Source organism: Marinobacter denitrificans (genome assembly GCF_008795955.1).
Taxonomy (GTDB): Bacteria; Pseudomonadota; Gammaproteobacteria; order Pseudomonadales; family Oleiphilaceae; genus Marinobacter; species Marinobacter denitrificans.
Window position 1 is genome coordinate 39,195 of sequence record NZ_VMHN01000009.1, and the last position, 22,496, is coordinate 61,690.

Annotated in this window: 20 protein-coding genes; 7 read left to right on the forward strand and 13 right to left on the reverse strand. The window is 57.7% G+C overall.

The features are described from left to right. The 8 genes from FO268_RS18750 to FO268_RS18785 all read right to left on the reverse strand — a co-directional run bounded on the left by FO268_RS18750 (nt 1) and on the right by FO268_RS18785 (nt 8,135). Nucleotides 1-864 carry a branched-chain amino acid ABC transporter permease gene (locus FO268_RS18750; protein WP_150994761.1) on the reverse strand — a complete coding sequence of 288 codons (864 nt, stop codon included), beginning with the start codon at nt 862-864 and terminating at the stop codon, nt 1-3. A 161-nt stretch (nt 865-1,025) separates the two neighbouring features. After that, a complete protein-coding gene (locus FO268_RS18755) occupies nt 1,026-2,693 on the reverse strand; it encodes a long-chain fatty acid--CoA ligase (protein ID WP_150994763.1) in 1,668 nt (555 codons plus the stop codon). 22 nt (nt 2,694-2,715) lie between these two features. Then, nucleotides 2,716-3,495 (reverse strand): 5'/3'-nucleotidase SurE, encoded by a 780-nt coding sequence (surE, locus tag FO268_RS18760; RefSeq protein WP_150994765.1) that lies wholly within the window; start codon nt 3,493-3,495, stop codon nt 2,716-2,718. Next, complete coding sequence (locus tag FO268_RS18765; RefSeq protein WP_150994767.1) at nt 3,492-4,556, reverse strand: phosphotransferase; 1,065 nt, start codon at nt 4,554-4,556, stop codon at nt 3,492-3,494. Before FO268_RS18765 ends, surE begins: the two co-directional genes overlap by 4 nt. A gap of 167 nt (nt 4,557-4,723) precedes the next feature. Beyond that, nucleotides 4,724-5,491 (reverse strand): SDR family NAD(P)-dependent oxidoreductase, encoded by a 768-nt coding sequence (locus FO268_RS18770; protein WP_150994769.1) that lies wholly within the window; start codon nt 5,489-5,491, stop codon nt 4,724-4,726. Between the two features lie 162 nt (nt 5,492-5,653). Continuing rightward, on the reverse strand, nt 5,654-6,856 hold the full coding sequence (locus tag FO268_RS18775) for an acyl-CoA dehydrogenase family protein (protein ID WP_150994771.1): 1,203 nt from the start codon (nt 6,854-6,856) through the stop codon (nt 5,654-5,656). Nucleotides 6,857-6,900: 44 nt separating this feature from the next. After that, nucleotides 6,901-7,341 (reverse strand): PaaI family thioesterase, encoded by a 441-nt coding sequence (locus FO268_RS18780; RefSeq protein ID WP_150994773.1) that lies wholly within the window; start codon nt 7,339-7,341, stop codon nt 6,901-6,903. Further along, a complete protein-coding gene (locus tag FO268_RS18785) occupies nt 7,341-8,135 on the reverse strand; it encodes an SDR family NAD(P)-dependent oxidoreductase (RefSeq protein ID WP_150994775.1) in 795 nt (264 codons plus the stop codon). The genes FO268_RS18780 and FO268_RS18785 overlap by 1 nt, the downstream gene beginning before the upstream one ends. A gap of 152 nt (nt 8,136-8,287) precedes the next feature. Between FO268_RS18785 and FO268_RS18790 the strand changes: the two genes are divergently transcribed. The 5 genes from FO268_RS18790 to FO268_RS18810 all read left to right on the forward strand — a co-directional run bounded on the left by FO268_RS18790 (nt 8,288) and on the right by FO268_RS18810 (nt 13,782). After that, nucleotides 8,288-9,871 carry a class I adenylate-forming enzyme family protein gene (locus FO268_RS18790; RefSeq protein ID WP_225316859.1) on the forward strand — a complete coding sequence of 528 codons (1,584 nt, stop codon included), beginning with the start codon at nt 8,288-8,290 and terminating at the stop codon, nt 9,869-9,871. Nucleotides 9,872-10,094: 223 nt separating this feature from the next. Beyond that, the gene (gene dctP, locus FO268_RS18795) at nt 10,095-11,141 is read left to right on the forward strand and encodes a TRAP transporter substrate-binding protein DctP (RefSeq protein WP_150994779.1); all 1,047 of its coding nucleotides are present in this window, start codon (nt 10,095-10,097) and stop codon (nt 11,139-11,141) included. A gap of 91 nt (nt 11,142-11,232) precedes the next feature. Then, nucleotides 11,233-11,784 (forward strand): TRAP transporter small permease subunit, encoded by a 552-nt coding sequence (locus FO268_RS18800; RefSeq protein ID WP_150994781.1) that lies wholly within the window; start codon nt 11,233-11,235, stop codon nt 11,782-11,784. Continuing rightward, on the forward strand, nt 11,781-13,091 hold the full coding sequence (locus FO268_RS18805) for a TRAP transporter large permease (protein ID WP_150994782.1): 1,311 nt from the start codon (nt 11,781-11,783) through the stop codon (nt 13,089-13,091). The genes FO268_RS18800 and FO268_RS18805 overlap by 4 nt, the downstream gene beginning before the upstream one ends. 115 nt (nt 13,092-13,206) lie before the next feature. Then, nucleotides 13,207-13,782: a hypothetical protein gene (locus tag FO268_RS18810; protein WP_150994783.1), complete on the forward strand. Its 576-nt coding sequence runs from the start codon at nt 13,207-13,209 to the stop codon at nt 13,780-13,782. 69 nt (nt 13,783-13,851) lie between these two features. On the opposite strand, the gene FO268_RS18815 is transcribed toward FO268_RS18810, so the two are convergent. From FO268_RS18815 to FO268_RS18825, 3 genes are all read right to left on the reverse strand, one after another. Continuing rightward, the gene (locus FO268_RS18815) at nt 13,852-15,234 is read right to left on the reverse strand and encodes a sodium-dependent transporter (RefSeq protein ID WP_150994785.1); all 1,383 of its coding nucleotides are present in this window, start codon (nt 15,232-15,234) and stop codon (nt 13,852-13,854) included. Between the two features lie 155 nt (nt 15,235-15,389). After that, a complete protein-coding gene (locus FO268_RS18820) occupies nt 15,390-16,967 on the reverse strand; it encodes a methyl-accepting chemotaxis protein (RefSeq protein ID WP_150994786.1) in 1,578 nt (525 codons plus the stop codon). A 149-nt stretch (nt 16,968-17,116) separates the two neighbouring features. Then, nucleotides 17,117-17,989, reverse strand: coding sequence for a DMT family transporter (locus tag FO268_RS18825; protein WP_150994788.1), 873 nt, complete (start codon nt 17,987-17,989; stop codon nt 17,117-17,119). A gap of 163 nt (nt 17,990-18,152) precedes the next feature. Here FO268_RS18825 and FO268_RS18830 point away from each other — a divergent pair, with 163 nt between their 5' ends. Then, a complete protein-coding gene (locus FO268_RS18830) occupies nt 18,153-19,544 on the forward strand; it encodes an MATE family efflux transporter (protein WP_150994790.1) in 1,392 nt (463 codons plus the stop codon). A 5-nt stretch (nt 19,545-19,549) separates the two neighbouring features. Here FO268_RS18830 and FO268_RS18835 read toward each other — a convergent pair whose 3' ends face one another. Together FO268_RS18835 and FO268_RS18840 are read right to left on the reverse strand one after the other, a co-directional pair. Next, nucleotides 19,550-20,563 carry a GGDEF domain-containing protein gene (locus FO268_RS18835; protein ID WP_150994792.1) on the reverse strand — a complete coding sequence of 338 codons (1,014 nt, stop codon included), beginning with the start codon at nt 20,561-20,563 and terminating at the stop codon, nt 19,550-19,552. 182 nt (nt 20,564-20,745) lie between these two features. Then, on the reverse strand, nt 20,746-21,432 hold the full coding sequence (locus tag FO268_RS18840; protein WP_150994793.1) for a DUF6901 family protein: 687 nt from the start codon (nt 21,430-21,432) through the stop codon (nt 20,746-20,748). Between the two features lie 200 nt (nt 21,433-21,632). Here FO268_RS18840 and FO268_RS18845 point away from each other — a divergent pair, with 200 nt between their 5' ends. Next, nucleotides 21,633-22,496: a sensor histidine kinase gene (locus FO268_RS18845; RefSeq protein WP_150994795.1), complete on the forward strand. Its 864-nt coding sequence runs from the start codon at nt 21,633-21,635 to the stop codon at nt 22,494-22,496.

The following is a 22,496-nucleotide window of genomic DNA, read 5'->3' on the forward strand; positions in this document are numbered from 1 at the left end:
TCAGTGCGCCCCCTTCGCGAACAGGCCCTGTGGACGGACGGACAGAATCAGCACCAGCAGGCCAAAGGCAATGATGTCCTTGTAGGACGTGGAGATATAAAAGCCACCCAACGCTTCGGCAAAACCGATGATCATGCCCCCGACGATGGCGCCGGGAACGCTGCCCATGCCACCCAGAATGATGATGACAAAGGCCTTCATGATCACCAGATGGCCCATGGCGGGGTACACCAGATTGATCGGTGCGTAGAGGGTCGCGGCAAACGCGGCCAGTATCCCGGAGATGGCAAAGGTCATCATCGCCACACGGTTGGCATCAATGCCGACCAGGAAGGCGCCGTCGCGGCTCTGGGCCATGGCGATGATGGTCGCACCGGTCATGGTCTTGCGCAGGAACAGTTGCAGTGCCACCACCAGCACGAAGGCACCGGCAATGATCAGCAGCCGCTGCTCTGGAATGATCAGCCCGTCAAAGTTCAGGATGCCGCTGTAGGGGGAGGACATGCGGCGGAAATCCGAGCCCCAGAACATCTGCACCACCGCTTCCAGAAACAGCAGAATGCCGATGGCGGCGATCTTGTCGTGGATTGGCGGGGAGTGCCTTAAAGGATGGAATACCAGGCGTTCACACAATATCGCAAGTATGGCAACAACAGCCGCCGACCCTGCCATGGCGACCCAGTAATGAGCTCCCAGGTCCACCATGAAGAAGTAGGACATAAATGCCCCGACCATATACAGCGCGCCATGTGCGAAGTTCGGTATATGGAGTATTCCGTAGACCAGTGTCAGCCCCAGGGCTACGAGACCGTAGATACTCCCCAGGGTTAACCCGTTGATGATCTGTTGCAAGAAAAGGCTCAAGTGTGCTCCTCCGCTGTTTTGTTGTTGTTGCAATTCATGCGGTTTTGCGCAGAACCATCCGGCCCTGCGTCAGCATACTGAAACAATTACACCGAACGTCTCATATGTCAATATTTAGAATGTAGTTTCGCAATGCGGAATACGTGCATCGAAATCGAGCCTCAAGCTTTACCTTTCCACTCCTCTTCCTGAAGCGCCCGCCACATCAGTTTTCCGGTAGGCGATTTCGGCAATTCCTCCACAAATTCAATGATTTCAGGCACCTTATAAGCCGCCATCTGCTCCTTGCACCAACTGACGATGTCCGCTTCCGAGGTGGTGCCATCGGCTTCCGGCGTCAGTACGATGCACGCCTTCACGGTCTCTCCTCGCTTGGGGTGCGGCGAAGAAATAATGCACACCTCGTGGATACCCGGGTGCCGGTACATCAGCCCTTCCACTTCCGAGGGCCAGACCTTGTAACCTGAGGCGTTGATCATCCGCTTGACCCTATCCACCATGAAGAAGTAACCCTCTTCGTCGTAATAGGCGAGATCCCCGGTGCGGAAAAATTGTTTCCCGTCGATCTCCACAAACGCAGCTTCCGTTTCCGCAGGGCGCTTCCAGTAGCCCTGGGTTACCTGTGGGCCATTGGAGACAATTTCCCCCACTTCCCCCGGACCTTTCTCTTCCAGGGTTTCCACGTCGATGATGCGGCTGTCGACATCGAAAACGGGGATACCCAGGCATTGGGGCTTGGGGTGATCCGACGGGTTGATATGAGTGGCCGCCATGGTCTCCGAGAGCCCGTAACCCTCGATGTAATCCAGCCCCGTCATGGTCTTGAGCTTGGCTGCCACCGATTCCGGCATGGCTGCGCCGCCACCACCGATGGTATTGAGGCTGGTCAGGTCGTACTGTCCAATGTCGGGATTGGACAGGAAATCCACCGCCATGGTGACGATATTGGTCCAGCCAGTGACCTGGTAACGCTCGATGAGCCGGGCGGCGGTGGTGCGATCCCAGCGGGTCATGATGACGGAGGTAGAGCCACTGTAGATCGGGCTGTTCATGGAACCGGTCATGCCGGTGACGTGGAAAAACGGCAAGGTGGCCAGTTGCACTGTATTGGCGGTGCTCAGGTTCCAGAACGCCCGGTGCACGGCCGTAGCCATCACGCTGCGATGGGTATGCATGCAGCCCTTGGGTGCGCCAGTGGTACCGGAGCTGTAGGGAATCACCGCGAGATCGTCCGGCCCGGCGGTGTGGGCAGACGGCGTGAGACCTGTTGCCAGTGCCTGCTCCCAGCTCACCACACCGGCCACCTCCTGCGACCAGGCCGGCGCAGCGACTTCCGCCGGCAGATCCAGATCGGTGGCGGGGGCAATGTATGTGCTATAGGAGGCCACCACGATATGGTTCAGATCGGTGGTTTCCAGCAGAGGGGCAATAAAGCCGGCCAGCTCCTGACCCGCCAGGCAGACACTCGCACCGGTATCGGCCACGTAATGCTCCAGCTCCGCCGCCCGGTTCATCGGGTTGATCGGAATCACTACCGCATCTGCTCGCAAAATGGCGTAATAGGCAACCACATACTGGGGCGAGTTCTGCATGTACAGCAACACCCGGTCGCCTTTTCCAACGCCCTGCGCCTGCAGGTACCCGGCCATCGTTTCCACTTCCTGGAACAGACGGCTGTAGGTCATCGGCGCATCGTAGAAAATGATCGCGGTGCGATCCGGATAACGCCACGCAGAAATTTCCAGATTGGTATATACGCTGGTCTGGGGCAGCGCCATGCTCTTGGGCAGTTCTTTCGGCCAAACGGCGTAATGGCGTGTAAATGTCATTGTTATAATCCCCTTATCCGGTTCAGTGAGCCGCCGTGGCGGCCAGATCAAATATGTGGGTGGCGCCGGGCAGAAGCTCCTGGTGGCGCAACGGCGTGATGGCGACAGCCTGGTCCCGCAATACGCTGACGTCTTCATCGGGTGCCACAATGTGGCGGGAGCTGCGATCAAACCCCAGCCACCAGTACGGCAAGCTGCGGGCATCCTGACCCGCAAGCAGGCGGGCTCGTTGGATCGATCCGTTGGATTGCTTGCACAAACGTGCCTGACTGATCACCGCCGCCTCGCAGGCCGGGAAATTCACGTTCCAGGCATGGCACTGCCCCGGCTGCCACAATTGGCGCACCACAGACTCTCCAAACATGGACACTGGCGACCAGTCCACCCCTTCCCGGCTCAGAAAAGCCTGACTCAGCGCGATGGCGGGTATGCCCATATGCTCGGCACTGAGCACTGCGCCCACGGTGCCGGAGTACTGCACCGAGTCACTGATGTTCGCACCGCAGTTCACCCCCGACAGCACCAGATCCGGCGGCGTTTCCCCGAACCACTGGGCCAGCGAATACAGCACGCAGTCCGCCGGCGTGCCGGACACCGCATAGCGCTTGTCACCCTGCTCATACACCCGCAACGGATCGTGAATGGAAATGCTCTGGCCGGCACCACTGCGATCATGCTCCGGCGCCACCACCCAGACTTCCTCGGCCAGATTACGGGCAATCTGTTCCAGCACTTTCAGGCCCGGCGCGTTAATGCCGTCGTCGTTGGTGATCAGAATGCGTTTGACGATGGGCTCATTCATGATCGCTCCCCTTCATTGGCAATCCGCCAGCCAGCCTCCGCCAGCAGACTGGCCCGCTTGCCAACCTGTAACGCATCGGCGTTGGCGGCATTGCCCTGCAACGCGCGGGCGTAGACACCCTGCACAATGGATGCAAGACGGAAAAGCGAAAACGACAGGAATACATGCCAGTCGGCAATGCCGTCACGGCCGCTCTGCTGACAGTAGCGCGCGATGGTTTGCTGCTCGTCGGGAATACCCAGGGCTTCCAGATCCTCGCCCTGCAGCCCGCGCATGCCTTCCATGTCCGAAGGCAGGTGATACGGCAAGCAGTAATAGGCCAGGTCCGCCAGCGGATGCCCGAGCGTAGAGAGTTCCCAGTCCAGAATGGCGATGACCTCAGGTTTGTCCGGAGCCAGCATCAGATTGCCAAAACGGTAGTCGCCGTGGGCGATGGCACACTCGTCGGTGGAAGGCAGGTTTTCCGGCAACCACTCCATGAGCTTGTCCATCGCCGGCATATCATCGGTCTTGGCCGCCAGGTACTGTTTGGTCCACCGGGACACCTGCCGTGCCACATAGCCCTCCGGGCGACCGTAATCCCCAAGACCGACCTGATTCACATCCACCGAATGCAACGCCGCCAGGGTATCGATGGCGGACCGATGAGCCGGCAATCGTTCCGAACGATCCAGTGCCCGTAGCGCCGGATGGCTGACGATACGGCCCTCCAGATAATCCATGACGTAGAACGGCGTACCAATAATGCTGCTGTCTTCACAAAGGGCCCGGGTTTTCGGGACCGGCACAGTGGTGTGTTCTGACAGTGCACGCATCACCTTGTATTCCCGCTCAACCATATGAGCCGAAGGCAAAGTCTTGCCGGGTGGCTTTTTGCGCAGCACGTACTGGCCCTTGTCGGTGCCCAGCAGAAAGGTTGGATTGGACTGCCCGCCCTGAAACTGCTGCACCTCCATGCGGCTCCCTATCCCTGGAATCTCTTTTTGAAGCCAAGCCAGAAGCCTGGATTCCTCAAACTTATGTGCTGGCAGAACCTCTACCAATTCCGGGCTCATACTCATTATTCATTTCAACCTTCGTTATCTTTAAGCGTCACGGCCTGCAAACAGTTCCGCGGACGGTGGGTGGGGTGCCTTTATGCAGGGAAAAAGGTGTCTGAGCGCAGCGAGTTCTTTTTCCCGGAAGAAAGGCACCCCATCCGCCGGCCTCCCCACTCTTGAAGGCGTCCTCAGCAAATGGTCTCACCACCGTCGGCTACGATGATTTGGCCCGTGATATACGCACTTGCCTTTGTTGACAGGAAAACGGCCAGGCCGGCGATGTCTACCGGATCACCTATTCTGCGCAAAGGAGTTTTGTCCTCCGCACGTTTGACGCGCACCGGGTCTTCCCACAGGGCCTTTGCGAAGTCGGTTTTAATGAGCCCAGGAGCGATGCTGTTGACGCGAATGCCTTTCGGGCCCCACTCAACCGCGAGGTTGCGGGCCAATGCTGCTTCCGCTGCCTTTGAAACGCCGTAGGTACCGATGGTGGTGTTACCGCGGATACCGGCAATACTGGACAACAGCACAACCGCGCCTTCGCCTTTTTCAGCCATCTGCGGCAGTACCATGTTGGTCAGCCAGAACGTACCTTTGACGTTGGTGTCCATGATCTTGTCCCAGGCCTCGTCGGTCATCTCGGCCGTGGTGCCGTAGACCGGGTTGGTGGCGGCATTGCACACCAATACGTCGATGGGGCCCCAGGCTTCATTGGTTTTATCCACCAGGTTCTGCAGGTCTTCTTTCCTGCCGACATGGCAGGGGATGGCGATGGCCTCGTAGCCCTGTTGTTTCAGTTCGTTGGCCACCTGCTCACAGGCGTCGGCCTTGCGGCTGGAAATCACGACTTTTGCACCCAGCCTGGCCATTTCCTCTGCGATGGCGCGGCCGATACCTTTGGTAGAGCCGGTGATCAAGGCGACTTTGCCGGTCATGTCAAAAAGTGGGTTAGACATATTTGATCCTCATGCACTGAAGCGTGGGAGTGGCTGAGGGGGTGTCCTTCCGGGACCGTAAAAAACATGGATGTTTTTTACGAGCCTACATGGACGTATTCACGGCGTGTCCCGGAAGGACATCCCCTCGGCCGCTCTCCCCCCGATTCAGAGGTTATGGGTTTAGCGATATTGGCGAAGCTCAATCTTGGCAACAGAATCCAGATGCACCTCATCAGGCCCATCCGCCAGGCGCAGGGTCCGCACCTTGGCCCAGGCTTCGGCCAGGAAAGTATCCTGGGATACACCGGCACCACCGTGAACCTGAATGGCACGGTCAATGACGTTCAGCGCCATGCTCGGCGCAATCACCTTGATCATCGCAATTTCCTGACGGGCCACCTTGTTGCCGACGGTGTCCATCATGTGCGCCGCCTTCAGGGTCATCAGCCGTGCTTGCTCAATCTCGATGCGACTGCGGGCAATATCCTTGCGGATGGAATCAAAGCTGGACAGTGGCTTGCCAAAGGCTTCACGGGAATTGGCGCGTTTACACATCAGTTCCAGTGCCCGCTCGGCAACGCCGATGGTGCGCATGCAATGGTGAATCCGACCCGGCCCGAGGCGGCCTTGGGCGATCTCGAACCCACGGCCCTCACCCAGCAACAGGTTCTCCACCGGCACCCGCACGTTCTCGTAATGGATTTCAGCGTGACCGTGAGGTGCATGGTCATAGCCGAACACCGTCAGCGGACGAATCATCTTCACGCCCGGGGTATCCAGCGGCACCAGAATCATTGACTGCTGCTGATGCTTCTCCGCCTCCGGGTTAGTCTTGCCCATCACGATGGCAATTTTCGACGTCGTGGTCATGGCTCCGGACGACCACCACTTTTTGCCATTGATCACGTACTCATCACCATCACGGCGAATTTCACAGGCAATGTTAGTGGCATCAGAAGACGCCACGTCCGGTTCCGTCATCGAAAAACAGGAACGGATCTCCCCATCAAGCAGGGGCTTCAGCCATTTATCCTGCTGCTCTTTATTACCGTAACGGGCAATGGTTTCCATGTTGCCGGTGTCCGGCGCGGAACAGTTGAACACCTCCGGCGCCATGGCGGAGCGACCCATGACCTCACACAGGTGGGCGTACTCGTAGTTGGTGAGCCCGGCCCCGAATTCGCTTTCCGGCAGGAACAGGTTCCACAGGCCGGCTGCCTTGGCTTTGACCTTCAGCTCCTCAATGATGGGTACCGGAGCCCAGCGGTTCTCCGCCTGCTCGACCTGTTCATGGTGTTTGTGCTCATTGGGATAAATGTAAGCATCCATGAACTCGTTCAACTGCGCCTGCAGTTCTTTCGCTTTGTCAGAGAGTTCAAACATGTCCGCTTCCTCTTGGTGTTGGCATTGAGTCGGTAACCGGTCCGTCAGATCGGAACGCCCTCAGGCTTGTCACTGCCGGATCGAATCCGGAACGTACCCTCGGCGATAGCGAGCAGGTTGCCCTTATCGTCATGGACCTCGCCGGTGCTGTTGAATATTCGGGTGCCACCGGCGCGCTTACGGCCTGTGACCCTTATGGTGCCGCCAGAACACTGGCCGGTGAAGGTGGTAGTGAGTGTCAGGGTAATGGCTTTGCGCATCCGCCCGGGATAAGGGCAATAAGTGCCCGCCTGAGCCAGCACAATGTCCAGCAGCGAGGTAAGCACACCTCCGTGAATCACTCCGCCCAGGTTGAGGTGGTGTGACTGCAGCTCCAGTTCGAGCACTGCTTCATTTTCTTCCCAGGAGACCTGACGATACCCCAGCAGGCTGTGGAAGCCCGGCAAGTCAGTTCCATCAGCAAACAGTGGTTCTTGCTCACTCATTACACTTTCATCCCCGGCAGATTCAAAGAAGCGGTGTTCCCCCCGTCCACAGCCAGGGCCTGACCGGTGATGTAACTGGCGTCGTCGCTGGCCAGAAACAGAATTGCCGCGGCAATTTCGTCCGGCGCGCCGTAGCGGCGCAACTCACACCGTGAGCCCAGCTTGTGGGCCTTTTCGTGGGTGCGGGCGTAGTCAAACACAGCCTGGGTCATGCCGGTTTCCACCAGCCCCGGGCATACCGCGTTCACCCGCACATTGTCCTTACCAAGATCGCAGGCGGCGGTCATGGTGAGGTTGATCACCCCCGCCTTGGACGCACTGTAGGCATTGCCTCCAGCGCCTGAGCGGATGCCCGCAACGGAGGCGGTATTAACGATAGAGCCGAGCTGGCGAGCCTGCATATGGGGAGCCACGTGTTTGATGAACAGCATGGTGCCAATCAGGTTTACCGACAGCACCTTCTCCCATTCTTCCCGGTCATTGCGCGTGATATCAGGGTGTCCATTGCCGGTACTGGCGATGCCAGCGATGTTGCAGAGCACGTCAATCTTGCCGAACGTTTCGGCTGCTTCGTCCACCAGTGCCTTGACCTGGGACTCATCAGCCACGTCGCCAATCCGTCGCAGCGCCTGCGCACCCTCTGGCAACAGGCTTTCGGTATCCAGCAGACCAGCCTCAGAGCGGTCCACCATCATCACCCGCGCACCCTGGCGCGCCAGACGTACCGCGGTGGCTCTGCCAATGCCGCTGCCGGCTCCGGTGACAATGGCTGCCCGGTTATCGAAACGTCCCATGCCGATGCTCCTTGTTGTCGTTTATTCGCGTCGTCATAAAATTCTCTACGAGGTAATTTGTCACGCCTTCCGGTTTTGAGTCAATATAAACGAAAGTAAATTTCACTAAGTAAAACACGATAACACCGAGAGGCCAAAAAATGGAAAGCTTGATGCAAATGCCAGTACACGCTCCGGTGGACCCCGAAGAAACCATGGAAGCCATCGGTGAGCGCATCCAGGATCTCGCTGCGAAACGCCCTCGCCAGACAGCACTGATTGACGACCAGGGCAGTGTCACCTGGCGCGAACTGGTGCACCTTGCCAACCGCATTGCGAACCGGTTGCGGGCAGATGGTCTGGAAGAGGGCGACACCGTTGCATTGTTGTCGGAGAACCGCATCGAAGCGGTGGCTGTGTATTTGGGCACCCTGGTGGCTGGCGGCTGCATGGCGCCGTTATCCGGCATGGCCAGCAGTGACAGCCTTGCACTGATGATCAACGACTGCGCCGCCCGTTACCTGTTTGTCTCCCAACAGAATGTGCAGCTGCTGGATGCCATGGAAGGCAAACTGGACTGTCTCGCCACGGCGGGATGCGTTGGCCTGGGCACAGATGGCGACGGCAGGATGACCAACCTGGCCCAATGGCTCGGCAATATAGATGCAGAGGCCAGGCCAACAAGGGTGAGCCTGGATCACCCGTTCAACATTATCTACAGCTCAGGCACCACCGGAACACCCAAAGGCATTCTCCACGATTACCGCTTCCGCCAGCGCCAGATGATGCGCATGAGCCGCTTCGGCCTCGACGGCAATGCGGTGAACCTGGTCTCCACGCCGCTGTATTCCAACACCACCCTGGTGTCGGTGTTGCCGACGCTGTTCTATGGCGGCACCCTGATCCTGATGGCCCGCTTCGACGCCCGACGCTTTCTTGAGCTGGCTGAATACCACCGAGTTACCCACGCCATGCTGGTGCCGGTGCAGTACCAGCGCATTCTGGCCGATCCGGAATTCGACCGTTTTGACCTGTCCTCTTTCCAGCTCAAGCTGTGCACCAGCGCACCGTTACGCGCCGATGTTATCCGCGAAGCCATGGCCCGCTGGCCCGGCAACATCCGGGAGGTCTACGGCCTCACCGAAGGTGGCATATCCACGTGCCTGGACTGTGCCTCCCACCCCGACAAATGGGATTCGGTGGGGGTGCCGACTGAGGGTGCCGAGGTGCGGGTGATTGATGAACAGGGCAACGAGCTGCCAAGGGGCGAAACCGGAGAAATCGTCGGCCGCGCGATTTCCATGATGCGCGGTTACGTCAACCGTGACGACCAGACCCGGGAGATGCTCTGGACCAGCCCGGAAGGCCTGGTGTTCTACCGCAGCGGCGATATGGGGCGGGTGGACAAAGATGGTTTCGTCTACATACTCGACCGCCGCAAGGACATGATTATTTCCGGTGGTTTCAATATCTACGCGGTGGATCTGGAGAAGGTACTGCTGTCACACCCGGCGGTGGCCGATGCCGCTGTTATCGGCATTCCCAGCGAACTATGGGGGGAAACGCCGCTGGGGCTGGTGGTGCTTGAACCCGGAGCCGAGAGCCGTGAACAAAGCGAGACAGAGCTGCTGGCCTGGGCCAACAGCAAGCTGGGCAAAACCCAGCGCCTGGCCGCCGTTGAGGTTCGGGGGGAACTACCCCGCTCCGCCATTGGCAAAGTTTTGAAGCGGGAGCTTCGGGCACCCTACTGGCTGTGAAGGATAGGATGACGAAATGGACATGTGTCGCTTCACGTTAGGCGATCCTCACTATACTCATATCTATGATATGGAGATCGGTAACAGAATATCCGCTTCTATCCTATTGCAAAACGCAAAGCGTGTGATAGATTCGAATACAAGGATTCATTCTGCAACCGGATGTTCTGCAGAGCGAAACTAGGCACGGGACGATTAACACAATAACGATCGAGGTCCAACAATGAAGATGCTAACCACCGCCCAAAAGACCCTTACTGTTTATGCCTCAGCCCTGACCCTGGGCCTGAGTGCAGCCCTCATGAGCGTGCCAGCGGCCGCTCAGGAAACCATCACTTGGAAGGTTCAGTCCCACTGGCCAGGCGCCAGTTCCTCTTACAAGGATAGCCTGGGCCGACTGAAGGATGTTCTGGAAGAGCGTACCGATGGCCGCCTGAAACTGGAGCTGTACGAATCTGGCGCCCTGTTCAAGCCCACAGAAACCTTCAACGCCGTGAGCCGTGGCATTCTGGAAATGGGCACCATCTCTCCGGCTTACGCTCAGAGCAAGATCAGCCTGGCCGGAGTGGCATCCGGCTTGCCGCTGGCGTTCCAGACTCCTGCCGAAGCCGCTTATTTTCATATGGCCATGGGTTTTGAGGAGATGTTGAGGGAAGAAGCCGCTGAACATAACGTCTACTGGGCCACTGACAAGGTCTACCAGACCGAGATGGTGGTCAAAGAGCCAATCAAAAGCGTCGAGGATCTGAAGAAACTCAAGATCCGCTCATCCGGCGCATTGGAGAAATTCCTGGATGAAGCCGGTGCAGCCACATCCTATATTACCGGTGCCGAGCTCTACTCAGCGCTGGATTCAGGCATCGTTGACGGCGCCCACTGGGGTGCTGCTCAGGGGGCTTACAGCATGTCTCTGTACGAAGTGGCGAAGTATCACGTCAAACCCGCCCTGAACGTAGCAGGTACCGACGTCATCATCGTCAGCCAGAAAGCTCTCGATGCGCTGCCTGATGGCATGCAGGCCACCGTCAAGGACGCTCTGAAAGAGCAATTCTGGGTGCGTACCAACGAGTACGAACACAAGGAAAAAGTAACGCTGCAGAAGGCCGTAGCCGAGGAAGGCGTTGAGATCAACACACTTCCGCAAGATGTTCAGGACCATATGCTTGAAGCGGCCCAGAAGTTCTGGGACGAGGAAGCCAAGACCAGCGACAACGCCGCGAAGGCCGTTGAGATGGTCAAGGAATACCTGAAGCAACTCGGCCGACTGTAACCGGGCAAGAACAGGACCGGGCGCTACTACGCCCGGTTTTTATTTGCGCTCGAATTCCTATCAATCAATCTCTTAAAGGCGGAGGGACAAAATGCGCGCTCTAACCGCATTCATGACCGGAGTGACTCGGCTCAATAATCTGCTCGGCCGGTGGTTCTCCTATCTGGTCATGGTCATGTTCCTGTTATTGCTCACAGGGGTGGCTTTTCGATATCTGCTCCAAATGCCGCTGTCCTGGACCGGCGAGTTGACCCAGTTGCTTTTCGGGATCTACGGTCTCATGGCCGGTGGCTATCTGCTGTCGCATAACGGCCACGTCAATGTGGATCTGGTCTACTCCAAGTTCAGCCGCCGTACTCGGGCCTTTCTTGACCTGTTTACCTCAATCCTGTTTTTCATATTCACGCTGGCGCTGTTTTACTTTGGCCTCGACATGGCCTGGGAATCCTTTAGTGGCCGGGAAACATCGAACTCGGCCTGGAACCCTCCAATCTGGCCGGTCAAAGCCTTTATCCCCGCCGCCACCCTGTTACTGATCCTGCAGGGTATTGTGAAACTGCTGCAGGACATTGCCATTGCTTTCAACCTCAGTTACTACCAGCCCGAACCTGAATCGAAAGAAGTGCAGGAGGACCACGCATGAGCATTGAAGTGATGACCCTGCTGTTCTTCGGCTCGCTGCTGTTCTTCCTGGTACTGGGCCTGCCACTGGCGTTCGTCCTTGGCGGCGTTTCAGTGGTGTTTCTCTACTTTACCTGGGGCTTCGACTCCTTCTACCTGGTGGCTTCGCAGATCTGGAGCACCATGGGAAGCTTTACCCTGGTCGCCATTCCTCTGTTTGTGTTCATGGCGATGATCCTGGAGCGAACCGGAGTCGCCCGGGACCTCTACCGAATGATGCACCTGTGGTTCGGCGGTGTCCGCGGAGGTCTGGCGATTGGCACACTGATGATCTGTGCGATTTTCGCAGCGATGGTCGGTATCAGCGGGGCAGCCGTCGTCGCCATGGGCACCATCGCCCTGCCGGCCATGCTGGAGCGTGGCTACGACAAGAAAATGGTGCTTGGTGTCATCAACACCGGCGGGGGCTGGGGCGTACTCATCCCGCCGTCCATCCTGATGATTCTCTATGCCCTCATTACAGGTGTGTCGGTGGGCAAGATGTTTGCGGCCGGCATATTGCCGGGCATCATGCTGATGGTTCTTACTTCGGCGTACGTGCTGATCCGCTGCTACCTGCAGCCGCACCTGGCACCGGACCTGCCGAAAGAAGAACGGGGCACCTGGCCTGAAAAATTTGCGGCTCTGCGCTCCGTACTGCTGCCCATGCTGGTGGTGTTCATGGTACTGGGGTCGATCATCGGGGGCATCACCACGCCCACGGAAGCGGCAGCGATGGGCGTGCTTGGCGCGTTGATCTCGGCCGCCGTCTATCGTGCCCTGAACATCGAACTCATCAAAGATGCCTCGATACGGACGTTCAAGCTCACCGGCATGATCATGTGGATTCTGTTTGCAGCACACGCTTTCAGTGCCGCCTACCAGAGCATGGGTGCCCAGCCTATGATAGAAGGTATGATCCAGTCCATTCCCGGTGGCCCCTGGGCTGTCATCATCTTTATGATGCTGATTGTCTTCCTGTTGGGCATGGTGCTGGACCCGGTTGGTATCATGCTGATCACCCTGCCGGTGTTTACCCCTATCGTTGCCTCCATGGGCTTTGATCCGATCTGGTTCGGTATCCTGTTTGTGATCAATATGGAAATCGGTTATATGACGCCACCGTTCGGGTTCAACCTTTTCTACCTGAAAGGCGTGGTGCCACCCGGCATAACCATGAGCGACATTTACCGGTCGGTTATTCCCTTCGTGATCATCCAGATCGTCGGTATTGGCTGTCTTATGGTGTTTCCGGAAATCGCTACCTACCTGCCGGATCTGTTCTTCTGAGCCGATCCACAAGATAGCGCCACGCCAGCCTGTTGCGGGCTGGGTGGCGGAGAACTACCTTTAGGGGACTCCCGCCACTGGAACCGGGAGTTCCTGACCATAAGGAGATGCCCTCATGAGCCGATTACACCCCGTCTTACTGACGATTGTTTGCCTGTTTGCCTTATCCCCTCTCGGTGCCCATGCCGAAACGCTGACGGACCAGACAGTCCGCGCGTTCATCAGCAGCCTGGAAGAGCTTCAGACCATGGAAGATGAATTTTCTGAACTCACAGAAGACCTTTCTGACGAAGAAGACACTGCAGAAATGCCGGATATGTCCCGTATATTTTCATCTTCCATTGAACAGATGAAAGGCCATGACATGTATAACCAACTGGAAGATGTGGTACAGCAGCACGGTTTTTCCAATGCCGAACAGTGGGGAAGAACCGGTGACAGAATCTTCCATGCCTGGAGCGCCCTTGAAATGGGCGAGCAATCCGGCCAGGTGAACCAGGAAATGGCCAAAGCGATGGAGGAAATCGACAACAACCCCAATATGAGCGAGGCCCAGAAAAAGCAGATGCGGGAAATGATGGGCGGAGCCATGTCGGCGTATAAGGAGGCTGCCAATGCGCCGGAAGCGGACAAGCGGGCGGTGCGGCCGCACATTGAGGCTTTGCGCGGGGCTACCGAGGCAGACGAATAGAAACAAAAAAACCCGGCCGTCTTTTGGCCGGGTTTTTCTGGGGCCCTGATTTGCTCTACGCCCACATGCTTATGACAGCAGGTTGTAGACAAACACAATGGCAACCGCAACAGGCGTTACGAAGCGCACCAGGTTATACCAGAGAGTGAAGCTTCCTCCCTGCAGCGCCAGATTGCTCTGCAGAGACTCTTTTGCCACCACCCAACCAACGAACAGGGCGGTCAGCAGGCCGGACAACGGCAGCATGACATTGGCTGTGAAGAAATCGAGCAGGTCGAAGATGGTATTGCCTTCGAAGCGCTCGAACATACCCAGAGGCGCAAAGCCGGACCATTCGTTCAGGGACAGGATGGACGCAATACCCAGCAACCAGCAGGCCAGCCCGACCACAACGGTACTGCCGATACGGCCAAAGATCAGTTTGTCTTCCAGCCATTCCACCACTGGCTCGAGCAGGGATATGGCTGATGTCCAGGCGGCAAACAGCAATAACACAAAGAACAGGGCGCCGAACACGCTGCCCATTGGCATCTGGCCAAAGGCCAGGGGCAGGGTCTGGAAAATCAGGCCGGGGCCGGCACCGGCCTCCAGGCCGTTGGCAAACACCACCGGGAAGATCGCCAGGCCTGCCATCAGCGCCACCACCGTGTCCATAATCGACACGGTCACCGCCGTACGCCCGATTGAGACGTCATCCCCCAGGTAGGACCCATACGCCATCATGATGGCCATACCCAGACTCAAGGTAAAGAACGCGTGGCCCAGGGCAACCAGCACTCCGTCCACGGTCAGGGCACTGAAATCGGGCGTAAACAGGAAGGCAACCGCTTCCCCGAAGTGACCGGTGGTGGTGGCATAGCCAACGGCAACCAGCAACAGCACGAACAATGCCGGCATCAGAATGGTCACTGCGCGCTCCAGGCCCGATTTGAGGCCACGAGCCACGACAAAAATGACCAATGCCATAAATATGCTGTGCCAGATCAACAGCGTGACCGGGCGGGCCAGCAGGCCACCAAACAGCTCGCCAATCGCGTCAGCACTCTGCCCGGTAAAGTCGCCCATGGCCGCGTGGCCAACGTAGGAGGCGGCCCAGCCACCGATTACCGAGTAGAACGACAGGATAATGAAGGCCGCCAGTACCCCCACAATGGCCGAGATTCGCCATGCCGGTGACGCCAGGTTCCGCTCGGCCACCAGACGAAAACTGGTGATGGGGTTATGACGGCCGTTACGGCCAATGAACACTTCCGCCATCATGATAGGAATACCCACGATGGCGATGCACAACAGGTAGACCAGCACGAAAGCGCCGCCGCCGTTCTCGCCGGTCACATAGGGGAACTTCCAGATATTGCCTAGCCCGACGGCCGAACCGGTCGCAGCCAGGATAAAAGCCATCCGGGAAGACCACAGGCCGCGATGGATCGGGGTCGATCTTGAATCAGTCATTGTTTCATCCTGTGCTTTTCGCTGATGAATCGATATTAAGAGGTATACCGAAGGCTCGCTTCGGCTATTGGGGCGGGATTTTGCCAGCAGTGGGCACAGGATGCCAGTCGACAACAGCACCGGAGCGCAACCGCAGCCGGTGCTGTTGTCAGGAACTAGCCATTTTTGCTGACGAAGCGGGAAACCAGATCCTTCAAGCCACTGGACATGCCGCTGAGGTGGTTGCTGCTTTCCTTGGCGGATTCCGCTTTCTGGGTGCTGTGGTCGGCCAGCTCGGCGATGTTGACTATCTGGTGATTGATCTCCTCCGAGACCTGGCTCTGCTCCTCGAAAGCGGCCGACATGCTGATAAAACTGTCTGAGATCTCCTGAATGGAAGACACGATTTCCTGCAGGGACGTTTCCGCTTCCCGCACTTTGTTCAGGCCCTTGCCGGCATCCTGTTCACCTTCCCGGGTAGCCTGCACCGCTTCCTGTACCTGGTTACGGAAGTCGTCGATGACATTCTGGATGCGCACGGTGGAATCCCGGGTGCGGCGTGCCAGGGACCTGACCTCATCCGCCACCACTGCAAAGCCACGCCCCTGCTCGCCGGCCCGGGCGGCTTCAATAGCCGCATTCAATGCTAGCAGGTTGGTCTGTTCGGCAATGTCCGAGATCAGGCTGGCCGCTTCGCCGATACTCTCGGTGGACGCACCAAGCTTTTCTATCGCCGAACCAATGCCGTTCACCCGGGTTACCAGCTGCTCGATGGCGGTGAGTGCCTCGCCACTGCGTTTACTGCCGGTAGCCGCCATACGGTTGGTATCGTCCGCCACCCGGGCATTTTCGCTGACAGTACCCGCCACCTCCTGAATCGAAGCGGTCATTTCATTCACAGCGGAGGCAGTCTGGTCGGTTTCTGCCCGCTGCCTGGCAATTGCCTCTGCCCCTTCATTGATGTATCGATGGCTTACCCGGGTCTGCTCATAAAGCAGCTCCGCCTGGTCATCGATACGTGCGAGGGCGGTACGAATCCGCGCCTTCTCGCTCATGATCAGCATGGCCAGCTGCGAAAACAGGCCGCTCTCATCGCTGTAGGTTCTTGCAACAACCGCATCGCTGAAGGCATCAGGGCGTAGATCGAGGATCCGCTGTAACCGGCTGGTAACCGACTTCAGGGTCAACCCGGCAGCCAGCACATGCGCCACCACAATTACCAGCACCGCCAGCCCTGTGTTCCCCAGGGTGGTCACCGCGCCCAGGCTCATACCGAGCGAAAGCACAAAAGGCCAACCCGATTTCAACGCGGAAACCAGTCGGCTTCGCAGGTCAACCACGCTGCCTCCGCGGGAAATTCTCGAATACAGATTCTCGGCTCTCGCTATCTGGTCACGGCCAGGTGCGACCCGCACGGATTCGTAACCGACCATTTTCCCGTCTTCGAGAATCGGGGTTACGTAGGCGCTGACCCAGTAATGATCTCCGGTTTTGGTGCGATTCTTCACCACACCCATCCAGGGTTTGCCTGCTTTGAGGTACTCCCACATGCCCTGGAACACCGGCGCAGGCATGTCCGGATGACGAATCAGATTATGGGGCTGGCCCAGCAACTCCTCCCTGGAATAGCCGCTGATCTGTACGAATTCATCATTACAGTAGGTGATGATGCCCCTGGTATCAGTGGTGCTGATCAACCGGCCAGCCTCGGACATTCTGACTTCACGCTGGGTTACCGGGAGGTTGTTGCGCATAAACACACCTTCTGACTCAGGAGCAACTACGGAGAATAAATGAAGCGCAATAGTAGCCCCTGATGAACATCGTTGACATTCATCAAAGGTTACCCTGCGTGTAGGAGTGTAACGGCAGGACCTCGGAAGACCTTAGTCCGTGGCGGTACTTATGCCGAAACTGCCAGCCGGGCCCGCGGGTGATAGCGGGCGTTCACCCAAAGGGAGAACGCTATGACGCTACCCCCAAGGGCGAGACGCAACAGATCTGCATCCCGGTTCCAGATCAGCAGGTTGACCAGCAGGCCCGCCGGCACCAATGCATTGTTCATGATCGCCAGTGTACCGGCATCCACAACACAAGCGCCGCGGTTCCAGAGGAAAAGCCCCGCACCGGATGCCGCCAGCCCCAGCCAGGCAAGAACGCCCCACTGCAGGGAGGTGGTTGGCAGGCGGCTGGCGTCGCCGAATATCAGGAAAGAGGGCAAGGCAATGATCAGCGCGCCGAAGAAGAAATAGCCGAAGGTACGGTACGCCGGTACAGAGGTCGGGAACCGCATCATGGTGTGCTTGTACCCCACCTGGCCAGCCGCAAAGGTGAAGTTGGCCACCTGTAGCAGCAGGAACCCGGTGATAAAGCCCTGGCTGAGGCCGTCATAGCGGATAATGCCCGCGCCAAGGGTGGCAATAGCCGCAGCCACCAGCGCCACGGGAGAAAACCGGCGATAGAGCGCATCGTCAATCAGGGTGACATACAAAGGCGTGAAGATAGTGAACAGCAGAACTTCCGGTACGGTCAGGTAACTGAACGAGCGGTACAGGCATAAATAGGTGATGCCGAACTGCAGCATACCGGTCACCAGCACACCCAGTTTCAATCCGCCAGGCACTCCGCGCCAGCGGGTAAACGGCAGAAACACCAGGGCCCCGAGAACAACGCGGGTCAGTACGGCGAAGTCACTGTCCACTTGCCCGGCCAGGAATTCGCCGATCAGGCTGAATGAAAATGCCCACAGAATTGTTACAAAGACCAGAAGACCCATGCTACCCGCACCCATAATCCGTGAAGGCGGCACTTTACCCGTTAGGAGGCAGCCTTGTACACAGGCGCCACGGAAACACCCTATGCCATCCAGGGCGGGGAATAGGGTACCATCCCGCCTTTCATACTCTTTCCGTTTCACCTGAACCCAGGCACGCGATTCCATGGATGAAGTCCATCAGCCGTTACCCGAAGCCCGCCAGCCACTGGTCAGCCGCACACTGACCGAGTGGCGCACGCTGGCGATTCTCGGCGGTCCGATTCTGATTGCCCAGGTGGCCCAGATGGCAAACGGTGTTATCGATACCGTCATGGCCGGCCACGCCAGCGCCGAAGATCTGGCCGCCGTGGGCATAGGCAGTAGCCTGTGGATGCCGGTTTTTCTGTTCTTTATGGGATTGCTGGGCGCTCTGCAGCCGATTATTTCCGGCTATAACGGCGCCCGCACCACTGAAAAAATCATGCCCGCCACCTGGCAGGGGCTGTATATAGCGGCCGGTGGCTCGGTGATCATGATCCTGTTGCTGACGAATGTGCATCCGGTACTCAGCGCCCTGAACCTGGAAGCCAACACCGCACGTATCAGCCAGGGCTACCTGGATGCCTTTGCCTGGGGCATTCCCGCCATGTTGCTGATGATGGCGCTAAGGGGTCTAACGGACGGCCTCGGGCATACCCGGGTGATCATGGCATTCTCGGTACTGGGCACCCTGATCAATCTGCCCCTCAACTACATCCTCATCTATGGCAAGCTCGGGATGCCGGCCATGGGGGGTATTGGCTGTGGATGGGCCACGTCGATTTCCAATGGTGTGGCTGCCACAGCCCTGCTGGTCTACCTGAACCGCAGCGCGGTCTATCGCCGGTTTCACCTGCTTGCGGACTGGGCCAAACCAGACGGCGCGGGTATACGCTATATTCTGCGCCTGGGCGTCCCCATCGGCTTTACCATTTTTGTGGAAGCCAGCATGTTCTCGGTGATCGCTCTTTTCCTGGCACCGCTGGGCCCCGTGATCGTCGCTGGGCACCAGATTGCCCTGAACGTGGTATCACTGCTGTTCATGCTTCCACTGAGCATCGGTATGGCGCTCACCCTGCGGGTCAGTTTTCTTGTCGGCGCCAGGGCCCCGGACACCGCCCGGCTCATTGCCCGCAGCTCGCTGATTCTGGCGTCGGCTGTGGCGCTGGTGTTTGCCATTCTGCTGTTCGTGTTTGCCGAGGGAATTGCGGCGCTGTACACCAGTGACGCAGATGTCCAGGCCGTCACCGTGACGCTGCTGGTATACGCCGCTTTTTTCCAGATCGCCGATGTCATCCAGGTTACCTGCATCAGTGCTCTGCGGGGGTACAAAGACACCAGCATTCCCATGTTCATCATGCTGTTTTCGTTCTGGATCGTGGGGTTGCCCCTGGGCTGGGTGCTGACGTTTACCGACTGGTTGTTGCCGGCTATGGGTGCTGCCGGTTTCTGGGTAGGGCTGACCAGTGGTCTGGCGTCTGCCAGTATTCTGCTGGGGTTACGTTTGTTCCTGTTTGCACCGGAAGCAGAGAAATAAAACCATCAGGCGCTTTCTGCCGCGGGCTCCTGAGACACAACCTCATCCGCGTAAACAATCTGGTCCCGACCGCTGGCCTTGGCTTCGTAAAGCGCGTCATCGGCCCGAGCCAGCCAGTCATCAGGGCTTTCGCCATTTTTTAACAGGGCAACGCCGAAAGAAGCCGTCACCTGGCCACCACTTGGGTGCTTGAGAAACCTGTGCATAATGTGCTGCAGGTTGTGCATCACCGCCCTGAGCCCTGTTTCATCCACACCGCTCATCAACAGCACAAATTCCTCACCACCAAACCGGAACAGCTGGTCGGATTTACGGATATTCTGCTCAATCAGTGCCACCATTTCGGTCAGCACGTGATCCCCCACACTGTGGCCGTGCTCATCGTTGATCTTTTTGAAGTGATCAATATCCAGCAGCACCAGGGCATAGGAGATCCCCGTTCTGGCGGCGCTGGCGGCTGCCATTGCCAACTCTTCGTCCATCGAGCGACGGTTCTTGACGCCGGTCAGCGGGTCAATGGTAGCCAGGTGTTCCAGGCGCTCCCGCTGGTTTTCATTACGGAAGGCAAAAACGTAGGCGCAGCAACTGACCACCACGGCCGTCGCGGAAAAGGACCACATCTGGACCGTGGAGCTGAAAGCGACGCCATGGATTATCAAGGCAGCTACAGCGGCCAGGTTGATAAAGATGGCGTAGCGGGACTCGGTAAGAAAGAAACTGGTCACCAGGCATGGAAATAACCAGAAAAGGCCCGGTTCCCCGACCACAGCGCCGACGGTAACAGCACCCGCAGAGGACACAATGGCCATGGCCAGACCGGTGCGCGCGGTATCACCGGTCACCCACGCATACACCATGCCCGCCGAAATAGACAACATGATGGTCAGGTCGACCACCCCGGCCAGCATGTTCCCCTGCACGAACCGCATCACCGCAAACGGGCTGATGCCCAGAATGGCGCTCATGCCCAGCAGCGTGATTATGGACAGGCGAAAATCAGTTTTCAGACGATAGAACATAGTGCTTACCAATACCGGGAAAGCCGCGCAGGTTTTCCAACTTCTTTGTTATTGTGGCTCAGGACGCATCCGACCAAAGTCTTATTAGCAAACTATCATAGCCCAAGATGCCACCCCCGACGGCGCACCCTGCGAAATTTAACAATCGTCCCATATCTTCACGTGTTGTGTTGTCCACCAACTCATTCCAGGAATTCCCGGAAACTGTCATCCAGCTCCCCCTCGTACTCCTCAAGTGCGTAGCTGACGTCAGCCGCCAGCAGATCAAGCAGCACAAAACTGTTCACTCCGGCATCCTCATCCTGGCTCGCCCGCAGGCGGCTGCTCATACCATGGTTAAGGCGCCTCAGGTCATTGTATACCTGGCTGAGCGACGCCATCTGCCAGTCCGGCTCCAGTCCCTGGCGTTGCCTGAGATACTGCCCCAGAAGATAGGTACCGAAGGTCCTGAAAAGTGTTTCGTCCGGTGAACTCAGGGGGAGATGAAATCGTGCCATAGGCCGCAGAATACGGGTGACCGGGCAGCCGGAAAACGGGCCGATCAGCCCCAGAAGGGAGCCCATGGCCCGCTGCAGCGTGGTATCAGCGGTAATGGTTCGGGAGCGGGAGGTAACCGTGACCGTCACCGGCTCATGGGACGCCCGCATTGCCGTTACCCTTGCGGGCTCCACCAACGCCACGGCATAGGGGCAATACCGGTATTCTTCTGTCGACAGGGGACAGTGACTGCACTGGTGAAAGCCCAGGCGCGTCCACTCCGGCAGGTTGGCCGCCGTCAGAGCCTGGTCACCGCCCGCGGCCGCTACGTCACACTCCCAAACGGAGGTGTCGTCAAACCGGAAATGATAATGCACATCCGCAGCCGCCATAGCCCTTCTCCCGACCAGTATAGCCCGGCAATAAAAACCAATAATCCAGATACCAAACGTAACGTTGAACAATGCCCAGAACTACTATACTGAAGCCATATAAATAATAGTAAACCCATATCTCGATTAAACGTATTGCGCGTCATTTCAAGCTGGCTTCCCCCCGAATTCTGGAGCCATCCGCCCAACGGACCATCACTATGCCGGACTTCACCCCCAGATTATCAGAGCAGGATCAACTGAACGCCAAGCTGGAGCAGGCAAACAGGCAGTTGCTGCAGTCTGAAAAGCTTGCCGCCATTGGCCAGTTGGCGGCCGGGGTTGCCCATGAAATCAATAACCCGGTTGGTTATGTCTATTCCAACCTGCAAAGCCTGGGCACCTATCTGGAAGATCTGTTCAGGCTTACCGATGCCGTGGATGCCGGGGCATCGCTGGAAGATCTGAGTGCGATCAAAAAGAACATAGATTACGGCTTTCTGAAGGATGACCTTAAAGATCTACTGGCAGAGTCCCGGGAGGGTATCGAGCGGGTTAAGACCATCATTTCCGCAATGAAGGATTTTTCCCATATCGAAGACGAGGAGTTCAAGCTGGCGGATCTGCATCGTGGCATTGAAACCACCCTCAACGTGGTCAACAACGAACTGAAATATAAAGCCACTGTCATCAGGGAATTTGGCGCCCTGCCAGAAGTGGAGTGCATCAGCTCACAGATAAACCAGGTTGTCATGAACCTGCTGGTCAATGCTGCCCACGCTATCGACGATTTTGGCGAGATTATCATTCGTACCCGTTGTGACGGCGAATGGGCAATCCTCGAAGTAGAAGATAACGGTAAGGGTATTGCCGAGGAAAACCTGCATCGGATTTTCGAGCCTTTTTTCACCACCAAGCCGGTCGGCAAGGGCACAGGCCTCGGGCTCTCCCTGTCGTTTAATATCCTCCAGAAACATAACGGCTACATCACAGCGGAAGCCGCGTCGACCGGCAAGGGGACCTGTTTTCGTATATCCCTGCCACTGAAGCAGCCAGAGACCCCAGCGGACAATGAGCGGGGCTGA